9 protein-coding genes, 5 tRNA genes, 2 rRNA genes, 1 other RNA gene and 1 other annotated feature are annotated in these 13,223 nt (G+C 50.1%); of the genes, 2 read left to right on the plus strand and 15 right to left on the minus strand.

Translation table 11 applies throughout. The features are described 5' to 3' along the window. Nucleotides 1-300: 300 nt before the first annotated feature. From rplA to M495_RS24585, 10 genes are all read right to left on the minus strand, one after another. Entirely contained in the window at nt 301-1,005 is a 705-nt protein-coding gene (gene rplA, locus M495_RS24545) for a 50S ribosomal protein L1 (protein WP_004953932.1), read from the minus strand. A 3-nt stretch (nt 1,006-1,008) separates the two neighbouring features. Beyond that, the gene (gene rplK / locus M495_RS24550) at nt 1,009-1,437 is read right to left on the minus strand and encodes a 50S ribosomal protein L11 (protein ID WP_015376316.1); all 429 of its coding nucleotides are present in this window, start codon (nt 1,435-1,437) and stop codon (nt 1,009-1,011) included. Between the two features lie 162 nt (nt 1,438-1,599). Next, nucleotides 1,600-2,145, minus strand: a complete 546-nt coding sequence (gene nusG, locus M495_RS24555) for a transcription termination/antitermination protein NusG (protein WP_004953928.1) — start codon at nt 2,143-2,145, stop codon at nt 1,600-1,602. Between the two features lies 1 nt (nt 2,146). Then, a complete protein-coding gene (gene secE / locus M495_RS24560; protein ID WP_020828746.1) occupies nt 2,147-2,530 on the minus strand; it encodes a preprotein translocase subunit SecE in 384 nt (127 codons plus the stop codon). 258 nt (nt 2,531-2,788) lie between these two features. Then, nucleotides 2,789-3,973, minus strand: a complete 1,185-nt coding sequence (gene tuf, locus M495_RS24565) for an elongation factor Tu (RefSeq protein ID WP_020828747.1) — start codon at nt 3,971-3,973, stop codon at nt 2,789-2,791. A gap of 109 nt (nt 3,974-4,082) precedes the next feature. Continuing rightward, nucleotides 4,083-4,158 (minus strand) — tRNA-Thr (locus tag M495_RS24570). Between the two features lie 6 nt (nt 4,159-4,164). Next, nucleotides 4,165-4,239: transfer RNA gene (locus M495_RS24575), tRNA-Gly, on the minus strand. A 37-nt stretch (nt 4,240-4,276) separates the two neighbouring features. Further along, nucleotides 4,277-4,391, minus strand: a non-coding RNA gene (locus tag M495_RS25285) — RtT sRNA. Nucleotides 4,392-4,437: 46 nt separating this feature from the next. Further along, nucleotides 4,438-4,522: transfer RNA gene (locus M495_RS24580), tRNA-Tyr, on the minus strand. A gap of 24 nt (nt 4,523-4,546) precedes the next feature. Next, nucleotides 4,547-4,622: transfer RNA gene (locus tag M495_RS24585), tRNA-Thr, on the minus strand. 399 nt (nt 4,623-5,021) lie between these two features. On the opposite strand from M495_RS24585, the gene M495_RS24590 reads away from it, so the two are divergent. Both M495_RS24590 and coaA read left to right on the plus strand, forming a co-directional pair. Beyond that, nucleotides 5,022-5,570, plus strand: coding sequence for a GNAT family N-acetyltransferase (locus M495_RS24590; RefSeq protein ID WP_020828748.1), 549 nt, complete (start codon nt 5,022-5,024; stop codon nt 5,568-5,570). Nucleotides 5,571-5,790: 220 nt separating this feature from the next. Continuing rightward, nucleotides 5,791-6,741, plus strand: a complete 951-nt coding sequence (gene coaA / locus M495_RS24595) for a type I pantothenate kinase (RefSeq protein ID WP_020828749.1) — start codon at nt 5,791-5,793, stop codon at nt 6,739-6,741. A gap of 45 nt (nt 6,742-6,786) precedes the next feature. Here the strand turns inward: coaA and birA are convergent, their stop codons facing one another. The 5 genes from birA to M495_RS24620 all read right to left on the minus strand — a co-directional run bounded on the left by birA (nt 6,787) and on the right by M495_RS24620 (nt 12,677). Continuing rightward, the gene (gene birA / locus M495_RS24600) at nt 6,787-7,749 is read right to left on the minus strand and encodes a bifunctional biotin--[acetyl-CoA-carboxylase] ligase/biotin operon repressor BirA (RefSeq protein WP_020828750.1); all 963 of its coding nucleotides are present in this window, start codon (nt 7,747-7,749) and stop codon (nt 6,787-6,789) included. After that, nucleotides 7,746-8,783: a UDP-N-acetylmuramate dehydrogenase gene (murB, locus tag M495_RS24605; protein ID WP_020828751.1), complete on the minus strand. Its 1,038-nt coding sequence runs from the start codon at nt 8,781-8,783 to the stop codon at nt 7,746-7,748. Before murB ends, birA begins: the two co-directional genes overlap by 4 nt. Before the next feature lie 447 nt (nt 8,784-9,230). Then, nucleotides 9,231-9,346: ribosomal RNA gene (gene rrf / locus M495_RS24610) — 5S ribosomal RNA — on the minus strand. A 102-nt stretch (nt 9,347-9,448) separates the two neighbouring features. After that, a 23S ribosomal RNA gene (locus M495_RS24615) occupies nt 9,449-12,356 on the minus strand. A gap of 245 nt (nt 12,357-12,601) precedes the next feature. Continuing rightward, a tRNA-Glu gene (locus tag M495_RS24620) sits at nt 12,602-12,677 on the minus strand. A 145-nt stretch (nt 12,678-12,822) separates the two neighbouring features. Beyond that, nucleotides 12,823-13,223: a sequence feature (16S ribosomal RNA rRNA prediction is too short), on the minus strand.

The raw sequence follows: 13,223 nt of genomic DNA on the forward strand, positions 1-13,223 counted from the left end.
AAATCCCCAGCACTCACATCACTCAACACCTTGTGATAAATCACGCAGCGAGAGCGTTCAAACACGGTGAGCAGAATCCAGCAAAGACAATTTAAAAATTTTCTTTAGGCTCTGTCACCGTCTACGCAGGAAGGATTAAGTACCTTTCGATACACCTGCGGTCTTGGACGGAGGCCTGGATAGGCCAGGCTCCAACCGAAAAATCTTTGTCCCACTATGGCTATTGCCAATAGCAAAACCTTGGGGCATAAGATTCTAGACGAACCTTAGCCCCAAGTCAAAGCGATAATCGCAGGGCGATTAGTTCGCTACAGCAGTCAGGCCGCTTTGATCGATAGCAACGCCAGCACCCATGGTGGTGGAGAGGCTAACTTTCTTGATGTACACGCCTTTCGCCTGAGATGGTTTTGCTTTTTTCAGCGCAACCAGCAGGGCTTCCAGGTTTTCTTTCAGCTTGTCTGACTCGAAATCAACCTTACCGATAGTGGTATGGATGATGCCGTTTTTGTCGTTACGGTAACGAACCTGACCTGCTTTAGCGTTTTTCACTGCTTCAGCAACGTTCGGAGTAACGGTACCCACTTTCGGGTTTGGCATCAGGCCACGTGGACCCAGGATCTGGCCCAGTTGACCAACAACGCGCATTGCATCCGGGGAAGCAATAACAACGTCGAAGTTCATTTCGCCTTTCTTGATCAGGTCTGCCAGATCTTCCATACCTACCAGCTCTGCGCCAGCAGCTTTAGCAGCTTCAGCGTTAGGGCCCTGGGCAAATACGGCAACGCGAACGGAACGACCGGTGCCGTTTGGCAGAACGGTAGCGCCACGAACGTTTTGGTCAGATTTACGAGCGTCGATGCCGAGGTTAACAGCAACGTCAACGCTTTCTACGAATTTAGCGGTGGCCAGCTCTTTCAGCAGAGCAACAGCTTCGGTGATGTCATACTGTTTAGTAGCATCAACTTTGTCACGGATCACGCGCATGCGCTTGGTCAGCTTAGCCATTTCTTAATCCTCCACTACCAGGCCCATGGAACGAGCAGTACCTTCGATGGAGCGAGTCATCGCTTCAACGTCAGAACCAGTCATGTCCGCAGCTTTGGTTTCTGCGATTTCACGTACCTGAGCACGAGTCACTTTACCTACTTTGTCTTTGTTCGGCTTGCCAGAACCAGACTTGATACCAGCCGCTTTTTTCAGCAGAACTGCTGCTGGCGGGGTTTTGGTAACGAAAGTGAAGGAGCGATCAGAATAAACGGTAATAACAACCGGAATCGGCAGACCTTTCTCAACGCTGTCAGTCTTAGCATTGAACGCCTTACAGAATTCCATGATGTTAACGCCTTGCTGACCCAGAGCTGGACCAACTGGCGGACTTGGGTTAGCCATACCGGCTGCAACCTGCAGCTTAACGTAGGCTTGTACTTTCTTGGCCATTTACAATTCCTCGGTTTGGGTAATATCGCCTCAATAGAGGCTCCCCGTGTTTCACCCCGCTCAACTCAATGAGCAAGGCCTATAAAAACAAAAGGCGCGAAATTATAGTTCAATTTCGCGCCTCTGACAAGCGGCAAAAGCCACTCGCTGCTGATTAATTGATCAGCCTTTTTCCACCTGAGCGAAGTCCAGTTCCACCGGCGTTGCACGGCCAAAGATGGAAACGGAAACTTTCAGGCGGCTCTTCTCGTAATCCACTTCTTCAACAACACCGTTGAAGTCAGCAAACGGACCATCGTTAACACGGACCAGTTCACCCGGTTCGAACAGCGTTTTAGGACGCGGCTTGTCACCCACCTGCTGCAGGCGGTTCATAATCGCATCAACTTCTTTATCGCTGATCGGTGCCGGACGGTCAGAGGTGCCGCCGATGAAACCCATTACGCGCGGAACGCTACGCACCAGGTGCCAGCTGGCATCGTTCATTACCATTTGGACCAGGACATAGCCAGGGAAGAATTTACGTTCACTTTTACGACGTTGGCCACCACGGATCTCAACAACTTCTTCCGTAGGTACCATCACTTCGCCGAACAGTTCTTCCATATCGTGCAGTTTGATGTGCTCACGCAGCGATTGCGCTACGCGACCTTCAAAACCGGAAAACGCCTGAACGACGTACCAACGTTTTTTTGGAGCTTCAGACATTTTAGAACCTCAGGCCAGTAATAAACGATACCAGACGGACCAAAATACCGTCCAGGCCCCACAGAATCAGTGACATCACGGCAGTTACCGCGGCAACGATCAACGTGGTATGTAGCGTTTCCTGACGAGTTGGCCAGATCACCTTGCGCACTTCAGTGCGCGCTTCGCGTGCAAACGCTACGGTGGCCTTGCCTTTGGTGGTCATCAGCGCTACAGCGCCAGCAACAGCGATAACCACTACAACAGCCAGCGCACGTAATGGCAGGCTGAAATCACGGTAGTAATAGTTACCGACAATCGCTACAACCAACAGAACGGCGACGATCAGCCACTTAGCCGTTTCCAGGCCGCGCCCGCTCCCTTGAGCCTCGGTATTCGCACTCATAAACCAACCTGTCACAATGAATTCAGAACAGACAACTTTGCCTCGCACAGCAAGACAAACCAAACCGATCAAATGCCGCTCGGCAGCATTTCGGTGTTTTACGCTATGACGTATCTCAGTCAATACGGCTTTAAGAGCCCATCTCACCAATGATTATGACTGCAAAATCGCTGATGAGATAGGTTCTAGTTCACAGCGTAGAAAAAGGGCATCAAATGATGCCCTTTTACCGCGTGTCGCGTCAAACGTTATCAGCGATTAAGCGATAACTTTGGCAACAACACCAGCGCCAACAGTACGGCCGCCTTCACGGATTGCGAAACGCAGGCCGTCGTCCATCGCGATTGGGTGGATCAGGGTAACAACCATGTTCACGTTGTCACCTGGCATTACCATTTCAACGCCTTCTGGCAGTTCGATGGTACCGGTCACGTCAGTTGTACGGAAGTAGAACTGTGGACGGTAGCCTTTGAAGAATGGAGTATGACGACCACCTTCTTCTTTGCTCAGGATGTACACTTCTGAGTCGAACTTGGTGTGTGGCTTGATTGAACCTGGTTTAGCCAGTACCTGACCACGTTCGATGTCTTCACGCTTGATACCACGCAGCAGAACACCAACGTTCTCACCAGCACGGCCTTCGTCCAGCAGTTTGCGGAACATTTCAACGCCAGTACAGGTAGACTTAACGGTGTCTTTGATACCAACGATTTCAACTTCTTCGCCAACTTTAACGATACCGCGCTCAACACGACCGGTAACAACGGTACCACGACCGGAGATGGAGAAGACGTCTTCGATTGGCAGCAGGAACGGCTTGTCGATAGCACGCTCTGGTTCTGGGATGTAAGAATCCAGGTAACCGGCCAGCTCGATGATTTTAGCTTCCCACTCAGCTTCGCCTTCCAGTGCTTTCAGCGCTGAACCACGAACAACCGGCAGGTCATCACCAGGGAAGTCGTAAGCAGACAGAAGTTCACGAACTTCCATTTCTACCAGTTCCAGCAGCTCTTCATCATCAACCATGTCGCATTTGTTCATGAATACGATGATGAAAGGAACGCCAACCTGACGACCCAGCAGGATGTGCTCACGGGTCTGAGGCATTGGGCCGTCAGTCGCAGCAACAACCAGGATAGCGCCGTCCATCTGAGCAGCACCGGTGATCATGTTTTTAACGTAGTCGGCGTGCCCTGGGCAGTCAACGTGCGCGTAGTGACGAGTCGGGGTGTCATACTCAACGTGAGAAGTGTTGATGGTGATACCACGAGCTTTTTCTTCTGGCGCGTTATCGATCTGGTCGAAAGCACGTGCAGAACCGCCGTAGGTTTTAGCCAGAACGGTGGTGATTGCTGCAGTCAGGGTAGTTTTACCGTGGTCAACGTGGCCGATAGTACCGACGTTAACGTGCGGTTTTGAACGTTCAAACTTTTCTTTAGACATCGATTGTCCCTCTAAGACACGGATAAATCGGTGGTATCACCACATCAACCAAGCATTTGCTTGTTGAATCCAGAACAGAAAGAAAATCAGGGGGCGAGATAATAAGAAGTGGTGCTGATAGGCAGATTCGAACTGCCGACCTCACCCTTACCAAGGGTGCGCTCTACCAACTGAGCTATATCAGCACATCTTGGAGCGGGCAGTGGGAATCGAACCCACATCATCAGCTTGGAAGGCTGAGGTAATAGCCATTATACGATGCCCGCATCCTGGAACTCGGCTACCTGACTTTTCTGTAGAATTTTAAGGGAGGAGAAGGATTGTTTATCGCTTAACTCTCACCCTTCGAGTTGTTTGCGCTATGCGCTCTACAACTCGAACCTTGCGAAGGCTTTCACCTTCTCCTTCTGCAAGTCAACCGTTGCGAGATTATCGCTGGCCAGTTAACTGCCTAAGGCAAGATATGGTGGTGGGGGAAGGATTCGAACCTTCGAAGTCTGTGACGGCAGATTTACAGTCTGCTCCCTTTGGCCGCTCGGGAACCCCACCAGATTTTAACTACTGTGACTTGATTGGTGCCGGCTACCGGAATCGAACTGGTGACCTACTGATTACAAGTCAGTTGCTCTACCAACTGAGCTAAGCCGGCATCAAGTGCAGCGCATTCTAGGTAGACCGGACGACCTATGCAACAAAAAAATTGCGTTAGTTGCACTTTCGCTCACAAATCACCCAATTTTGCACGGTGTATTGCAATTTACTGCGCGTAGCGTGCAAAGATTCATCAACTGCAGGCATCATTCTCTACAATTTAATCCACTTTTTGCAAGTATTGACCCTTTCTTTCCCCGTGCCCGTTATCTCAAATCCGTAAACCCAAAACAGGAAACTGTGAGTGATATCGATGCACCAAAAAAGGGATGAGTGCCCCACGTAATGACATCAACTATCATTATTTCTCACCGCTTTCGCCGCCACAGCCCCCACCACCGCTCTGGCGCAATTATTGCTAGCCTTCATTACCCCCTTCACCCAGGAGGAATGACCGATGAAAATTGTCCTGATTAATGCCGCCACGCTGCCCATTTACCGAAATGAACTGGCTCGCCTGTTGACCGATGCGGTAACGCATGGGGCCTCAGTGGGCTACGACACACTGATCCCGCATGAAGACGCCGAGAGTTACTTCCACAGCCTGAGGCCTGCCTTGGCCAAAGGAGAGCTGTTGTTGTGGATTGCCAGAGACGAGCGCGGCGTCATTGGCACAGTACAACTGGAGCTGTGCCAGAAACCGAATGGACGCAACCGGGCTGAAGTACAAAAACTATTAGTCCACAGCCGGGCACGTCGTAACGGTGTCGGACAAGCCCTGATGAAAGCATTGGAACAGTCAGCACTTCAGCAACAGCGCGGCCTGCTTTATCTCGACACGCAGGCAGGGTCCGCTGCAGAGGCGCTGTATCGCTCATTGGGCTATCGCTGTCTCGGAGAGTTACCTGACTATGCCGCCGCACCCGATGGCTACTATCACCCGACAGTCATTTACTACAAACGCCTGTTCGCGGTTAACCAAACCTCCCCTGCCATCGCCAGCTAGCATGAAAGCGGTATCATTTCCTAGCGATACCGCTTTGCAACGCCTCTGCCATCAACTGCGCGCCGCTTCTCACAATTGACATAAACTGCCGCCAATCGATAACTTTTGCGAAAAAAGTCTACGCCAAAAACGAAGCTGTCTATAATATGCAGCTTGTTTATTATCTGGAGTTGGCGTCCGGCGCCTTTCCCAACCTGCGTTAACAGGCAGAATTTGGCTTATGATAAAAAGAGATCAATCTTTAGCGACGCCCTATCTTCAGTTCGATCGTACCCAGTGGGCTGCGTTGCGAGATTCGGTGCCGCTGACACTGTCAGAAGAAGAGATTGTTAAACTGAAAGGGATTAACGAAGATCTCTCTTTGGAAGAGGTGGCTCAGATTTATCTGCCGCTGTCGCGGTTGCTGAACTTCTATATCAGTTCCAACCTGCGCCGTCAGGCCGTACTCGAGCAATTTCTCGGAACCGATGGACAAAAAATCCCCTACGTTATCGGCATCGCCGGCAGCGTTGCTGTAGGCAAAAGTACCACCGCACGTTTATTACAGGCATTGCTTAGCAGTTGGCCGGAACACCGTAGCGTTGAGCTGATAACCACTGATGGTTTCCTGCATCCCAATAAAGTGTTGAACGAACGCGGGCTGATGAAGAAAAAAGGTTTCCCGCAGTCTTACGATATGCACAGCCTGGTCAAGTTCGTTTCTGAAGTGAAATCCGGCGCCAAACGCGTCACTGCTCCGGTATATTCCCACTTGATTTATGATGTTGTTCCTGAAGGAAATAAAGTCATCGAGCAGCCGGATATTCTTATTTTGGAAGGGCTCAACGTTTTACAAAGCGGTATGGACTATCCTCATGATCCGCATCGCGTATTTGTTTCTGACTTTGTTGATTTCTCTATATATGTCGACGCACCGGAAGAACTGTTACAGTCCTGGTACATTAACCGGTTCCTTAAATTCCGTCAGGGAGCGTTTTCTAATCCTGATTCTTATTTCCATAACTATTCCAAGCTGCCAGAACCTGAGGCTGTTAATATAGCCACTCAGCTGTGGAATGAAATTAATGGATTGAATTTACAGGAAAATATCCTTCCAACACGCGAACGTGCGAGCCTGATTATGACCAAAAGCGCTAATCATGCAGTCGAGAGTGTTCGTTTGAGAAAGTAATTTCATTAGCGACAAGGGGCCTTAGAGCCCCTTATTAATAATAATTTACTCTGCACTACGTAGCGATATTTCCCCGCCAATGAATGGCTTAATAACACCATTTTGCTCAAGCAATAATGCCCCTTGCTGATCGATACCGCGAGCAGTGCCGAATATTTGCTGCTCACCGATTAATAGCTTAACAGGCCGGTCAATAAAGTTATCCAACGCATGCCAGCGTGAAATAAAGGGAGTCAAACCCTCAATCTCAAACTGACGCAGCGATTGGCGTAGCTCATTAAGCAAAGTCGCGGCCAGCTCATTGCGATCGATATTAATTCCCGCTTCCTGCAGGTTTATCCAGCCTTGATTAATGGCATTGGCATTAGTTTCACGCATCGCCAAATTGATACCTGCACCGATGACCAGCTGTGCCGCATCACCGGTTTTCCCTGTCAATTCGACCAAGATCCCAGCCAACTTACGATCGTTAAGATATAAATCATTCGGCCATTTGACTCTGACATCCTGCGCGCCGAGGCCTTGCAACACTTCGGCCATCACTATACCAATCACCAGGCTCAGACCCATTGCGGCGGCAGGCCCCTGCTCGAGGCGCCAAAACATTGAAAGATAGAGATTGGCGCCAAATGGAGATATCCATTGGCGTCCACGTCGACCACGTCCGGCTTGCTGATACTCAGCGACACAGGCATCACCCGACTGCAGCTCAGCAATACGCTCCAATAGGTATTGGTTGGTAGAATCCACGACCGGCAGCACGATGACACGCTTATCTGCCAATTGGCTGAGAATACGTTCGGCATCCAGCAATTGGATTGGAGCAGGCAGACTGTAGCCTTTTCCGGGTACGGTAAACACGTCCAGGCCCCACTCACGGATGGTCTGTATATGCTTGTTAATGGCTGCGCGGCTCATCCCCAGTAATTCACCAAGGTGCTCGCCTGAATGGAAACCACCATCGGCCAGTATTGCAATCAGCTTGAGGGGAACTTTGGTATCCTTCATGACAGAACCTCTACGGCATTCAACTCGCCATCCTTACCGATAAAGCGTACTTCTGGCTCTAACCAGACATCAAATTTTTTCGCTACGGTATTACGCACATGGCGTGCCAAGGTGACCACGTCCTGACTGGTGGCATTATCCACATTAACCAGAACAAGCGCCTGTTGACTATGTACCGCCGCACCGCCAATACGATAACCTTTCAGCTCACACTGATCGATCAACCAGCCAGCTGCCAGCTTCACCTGACCATCCTGCTGTGGGTAATGCGGCATACCAGGATATTCGAGCATCAGCGCAGCGGCCTTTTCACTACTGACCAACGGATTTTTGAAGAAACTACCGGCATTACCCATCACCTTAGGATCCGGCAGCTTACTGCGACGCATGGCGCACACTGAATCAAAGACCTGACGTGGGGTCACCGTTTGCGGATCCAGTTTTGCCAGCTCGCCATAATTAAGCATCGGGTTCCATTGTTTGTTCAGGCGCAAGCCTACGCCAACAATGATGTGCCCCTTCTGAAAATGATGTTTGAAAATGCTTTCACGGTAGCCAAACCCACAATCTGACGCTGAAATGCGATCGATAGCTCCCGTACTCAGATCCAATAGATCAACGTAGTCACATACGCTTTTGAGCTCGATGCCATAGGCGCCGATATTCTGAATGGGGGCAGAACCGACCAGGCCAGGGATCAGAGCCAAATTTTCCAGGCCAGGAATGCTGATATCCAGGGTCCGACAAACCAGGCCATGCCAATTTTCACCTGAGCTGACGTGGAGGAACCAGGCATCCTTTTCTTCTCTAATATCAATGCCTTTCAATTGATTGATCATGACCGTACCGGCAAAGTCTTCAAGAAACAGGACGTTACTTCCTTCACCGAGTACCAGCAGCGGCTCTTGGCGCTTCTGCGTTTTCTGCCAAACCTTGATCATTAATTCGATAGTGTTGGCAATGACCAGATGCGCTGCGTTGACCGGGAGCGCAAAGGTATTGTGGTTTTTTAATGACGCGCCTTCAGTAGACATAACGATAAATACCTATACGGAAATGAACCTCCACCTAGTCTACTCGATTCGGTACGTCAGACTAATATTTGTTTTCATTGATATTGCTTTTATCTGGAGATCATCCATAGATGAAATATTTCTAATTGTTTTATAAGGTAATTTCTATATAAATTAATTAGGTAATACATTAGAGATAATGGTTAAGGTGATTAATAAAAGTTTTTCTTGATGGGTGCGCTTATTGTTGAGAGCCAAACCAATCCAATTAGGGCTGATTTACATTCATCTGAAAACAGTTATGTTTTTTAAACATTAACCATATTTATAATCGCGAATATAACTGGCAGGAATTTATTCGTAGGAAAGTGCAGATTATCGGCTAACAAGACCCAGCCTGGCTGCGCCTTTTTCTTTCGCACATAGCAAAAAGGCCATCCTTGCGGATGGCCTCTTGGCTTAATTGATGCCTGGCAGTGTCCTACTCTCGCATGGGGAGACCCCACACTACCATCGGCGCTACGGCGTTTCACTTCTGAGTTCGGCATGGGGTCAGGTGGGACCACCGCGCTATTGCCGCCAGGCAAATTCTGTTTCATTCCAACCGCCACTCCCGCAGCCATTGAAACCAATCTCGGAACTCGCTGAAAATCTCTACAATCTCTCTAAAACACCTTTGGTGTTGTAAGGTTAAGCCTCACGGATCATTAGTACTGGTTAGCTCAATGCATCGCTGCACTTACACACCCAGCCTATCAACGTCTTAGTCTTAAACGTTCCTTCAGGGGCCTTAAAGACCCAGGGAAGACTCATCTCGAGGCAAGTTTCGCGCTTAGATGCTTTCAGCGCTTATCTTTTCCGCACTTAGCTACCGGGCAGTGCCATTGGCATGACAACCCGAACACCAGTGGTGCGTTCACTCCGGTCCTCTCGTACTAGGAGCAACCCCTCTCAATCTTCCAACGCCCACGGCAGATAGGGACCGAACTGTCTCACGACGTTCTAAACCCAGCTCGCGTACCACTTTAAATGGCGAACAGCCATACCCTTGGGACCTACTTCAGCCCCAGGATGTGATGAGCCGACATCGAGGTGCCAAACACCGCCGTCGATATGAACTCTTGGGCGGTATCAGCCTGTTATCCCCGGAGTACCTTTTATCCGTTGAGCGATGGCCCTTCCATTCAGAACCACCGGATCACTAAGACCTACTTTCGTACCTGCTCGAGCCGTCACTCTCGCAGTCAAGCTAGCTTATGCCTTTGCACTAACCTCACGATGTCCGACCGTGATTAGCTAACCTTCGTGCTCCTCCGTTACTCTTTGGGAGGAGACCGCCCCAGTCAAACTACCCACCAGACACTGTCCTCACCCCAGATTATGGGGCCGAGTTAGAACATCAAACATTAAAGGGTGGTATTTCAAGGTTGGCTCCACGCAGACTGGCGTCCACGCTTCAAAGCCTCCCACCTATCCTACACATCAAGGCTCAATGTTCAGTGTCAAGCTATAGTAAAGGTTCACGGGGTCTTTCCGTCTTGCCGCGGGTACACTGCATCTTCACAGCGAGTTCAATTTCACTGAGTCTCGGGTGGAGACAGCCTGGCCATCATTACGCCATTCGTGCAGGTCGGAACTTACCCGACAAGGAATTTCGCTACCTTAGGACCGTTATAGTTACGGCCGCCGTTTACTGGGGCTTCGATCAAGAGCTTCGCCTTGCGGCTGACCCCATCAATTAACCTTCCAGCACCGGGCAGGCGTCACACCGTATACGTCCACTTTCGTGTTTGCACAGTGCTGTGTTTTTATTAAACAGTTGCAGCCAGCTGGTATCTGCGACTGGCTTCAGCTCCGAGAGCAAGTCTCTTCACCTACGCGCCAGCGTGCCTTCTCCCGAAGTTACGGCACCATTTTGCCTAGTTCCTTCACCCGAGTTCTCTCAAGCGCCTTGGTATTCTCTACCTGACCACCTGTGTCGGTTTGGGGTACGATTCTGTGTTACCTGATGCTTAGAGGCTTTTCCTGGAAGCTTGGCATCAACTACTTCTGCACCGTAGTGCATCGTCATCACGCCTCAGGGTTGATAAGTAACCGGATTTACCAGGTCACTCCCCCTACACGCTTAAACCGGGACAACCGTCGCCCGGCTAGCCTAGCCTTCTCCGTCCCCCCTTCGCAGTAACACCGAGTACAGGAATATTAACCTGTTTCCCATCGACTACGCCTTTCGGCCTCGCCTTAGGGGTCGACTCACCCTGCCCCGATTAACGTTGGACAGGAACCCTTGGTCTTCCGGCGAGCGGGCTTTTCACCCGCTTTATCGTTACTTATGTCAGCATTCGCACTTCTGATACCTCCAGCAACCCTCACAGGCCACCTTCAACGGCTTACAGAACGCTCCCCTACCCAACAACGCCTAAGCGTCGCTGCCGCAGCTTCGGTGCATGGTTTAGCCCCGTTACATCTTCCGCGCAGGCCGACTCGACCAGTGAGCTATTACGCTTTCTTTAAATGATGGCTGCTTCTAAGCCAACATCCTGGCTGTCTATGCCTTCCCACATCGTTTCCCACTTAACCATGACTTTGGGACCTTAGCTGGCGGTCTGGGTTGTTTCCCTCTTCACGACGGACGTTAGCACCCGCCGTGTGTCTCCCGTGATAACATTCTTCGGTATTCGGAGTTTGCATCGGTTTGGTAAGCCGGGATGGCCCCCTAGCCGAAACAGTGCTCTACCCCCGAAGATGAGTTCACGAGGCGCTACCTAAATAGCTTTCGGGGAGAACCAGCTATCTCCCGGTTTGATTGGCCTTTCACCCCCAGCCACAAGTCATCCGCTAATTTTTCAACATTAGTCGGTTCGGTCCTCCAGTTAGTGTTACCCAACCTTCAACCTGCCCATGGCTAGATCACCGGGTTTCGGGTCTATACCTTGCAACTATTCGCCCAGTTAAGACTCGGTTTCCCTACGGCTCCCCTATACGGTTAACCTTGCTACAAAATATAAGTCGCTGACCCATTATACAAAAGGTACGCAGTCACACCACGAAGGTGCTCCCACTGCTTGTACGTACACGGTTTCAGGTTCTATTTCACTCCCCTCGCCGGGGTTCTTTTCGCCTTTCCCTCACGGTACTGGTTCACTATCGGTCAGTCAGGAGTATTTAGCCTTGGAGGATGGTCCCCCCATATTCAGACAGGATGTCACGTGTCCCGCCCTACTCATCGAACTCACAATTAATGCATTTTAGTGTACGGGACTATCACCCTTTACTGTGCGACTTTCCAGACGCTTCCACTAACACAAGAACTGATTCAGGTTCTGGGCTCCTCCCCGTTCGCTCGCCGCTACTGGGGGAATCTCGGTTGATTTCTTTTCCTCGGGGTACTTAGATGTTTCAGTTCCCCCGGTTCGCCTCGTTAAGCTATGTATTCACTTAACGATAGTGCAACGAATTGCACTGGGTTTCCCCATTCGGGTATCGCCGGTTATTACGGTTCATATCACCTTACCGACGCTTATCGCAGATTAGCACGCCCTTCATCGCCTCTGACTGCCTAGGCATCCACCGTGTACGCTTAGTCACTTAACCTCACAACCCGAAGGTGTTTCTGTAAACAGAGAACACTCTCGTGCTGCTACATTTGAGAGACTCTATGACAGGTTAATCCTTACCCCAATACTTCTACGGAGGGATAAGTTTCAGCTGTCATGTTTCAATTTTCAGCTTGTTCCAGATTGTTAAAGAGCAATATCTTAAACACGACTCGCAAGAGTCATCTTTAAGATGTTTTCGGTTCCAAGAACCGGTGATAATGTCTTTCACTCATTATCGGATGGCGTCCCCAAGGGGATTCGAACCCCTGTTACAGCCGTGAAAGGGCAGTGTCCTAGGCCTCTAGACGATGGGGACACGAAAATCCGATTAAACTGACTGTCTTAATCGGTTCGTATCAGCATGAGTCAGTGACTCATTACATCAACAGGTAGCGCTTTTGCTCATTACGTTTCTATCAGACAATCTGTGTGAGCACTTCACGCGAATCAATATCATTAGGTAAGGAGGTGATCCAACCGCAGGTTCCCCTACGGTTACCTTGTTACGACTTCACCCCAGTCATGAATCACAAAGTGGTAAGCGCCCTCCCGAAGGTTAAGCTACCTACTTCTTTTGCAACCCACTCCCATGGTGTGACGGGCGGTGTGTACAAGGCCCGGGAACGTATTCACCGTAGCATTCTGATCTACGATTACTAGCGATTCCGACTTCACGGAGTCGAGTTGCAGACTCCGATCCGGACTACGACGTACTTTATGAGGTCCGCTTGCTCTCGCGAGTTCGCTTCTCTTTGTATACGCCATTGTAGCACGTGTGTAGCCCTACTCGTAAGGGCCATGATGACTTGACGTCATCCCCACCTTCCTCCGGTTTATCACCGGCAGTCTCCTTTGAGTTCCC

Origin of the sequence: Serratia liquefaciens ATCC 27592, from assembly GCF_000422085.1 — a bacterium.
Taxonomy (GTDB): domain Bacteria; phylum Pseudomonadota; class Gammaproteobacteria; order Enterobacterales; family Enterobacteriaceae; genus Serratia; species Serratia liquefaciens.

What these genes read in the sequence shown, in the direction of transcription:
- rplA (WP_004953932.1), bottom strand. Translation starts at nt 1,005, where the DNA reads ATGGCTAAGCTGACCAAGCGCATGCGCGTGATCCGTGACAAAGTTGAT.
- rplK (WP_015376316.1), bottom strand. Translation starts at nt 1,437, where the DNA reads ATGGCCAAGAAAGTACAAGCCTACGTTAAGCTGCAGGTTGCAGCCGGT.
- nusG (WP_004953928.1), bottom strand. Translation starts at nt 2,145, where the DNA reads ATGTCTGAAGCTCCAAAAAAACGTTGGTACGTCGTTCAGGCGTTTTCC.
- secE (WP_020828746.1), bottom strand. Translation starts at nt 2,530, where the DNA reads ATGAGTGCGAATACCGAGGCTCAAGGGAGCGGGCGCGGCCTGGAAACG.
- tuf (WP_020828747.1), bottom strand. Translation starts at nt 3,973, where the DNA reads ATGTCTAAAGAAAAGTTTGAACGTTCAAAACCGCACGTTAACGTCGGT.
- M495_RS24590 (WP_020828748.1), top strand. Translation starts at nt 5,022, where the DNA reads ATGAAAATTGTCCTGATTAATGCCGCCACGCTGCCCATTTACCGAAAT.
- coaA (WP_020828749.1), top strand. Translation starts at nt 5,791, where the DNA reads ATGATAAAAAGAGATCAATCTTTAGCGACGCCCTATCTTCAGTTCGAT.
- birA (WP_020828750.1), bottom strand. Translation starts at nt 7,749, where the DNA reads ATGAAGGATACCAAAGTTCCCCTCAAGCTGATTGCAATACTGGCCGAT.
- murB (WP_020828751.1), bottom strand. Translation starts at nt 8,783, where the DNA reads ATGTCTACTGAAGGCGCGTCATTAAAAAACCACAATACCTTTGCGCTC.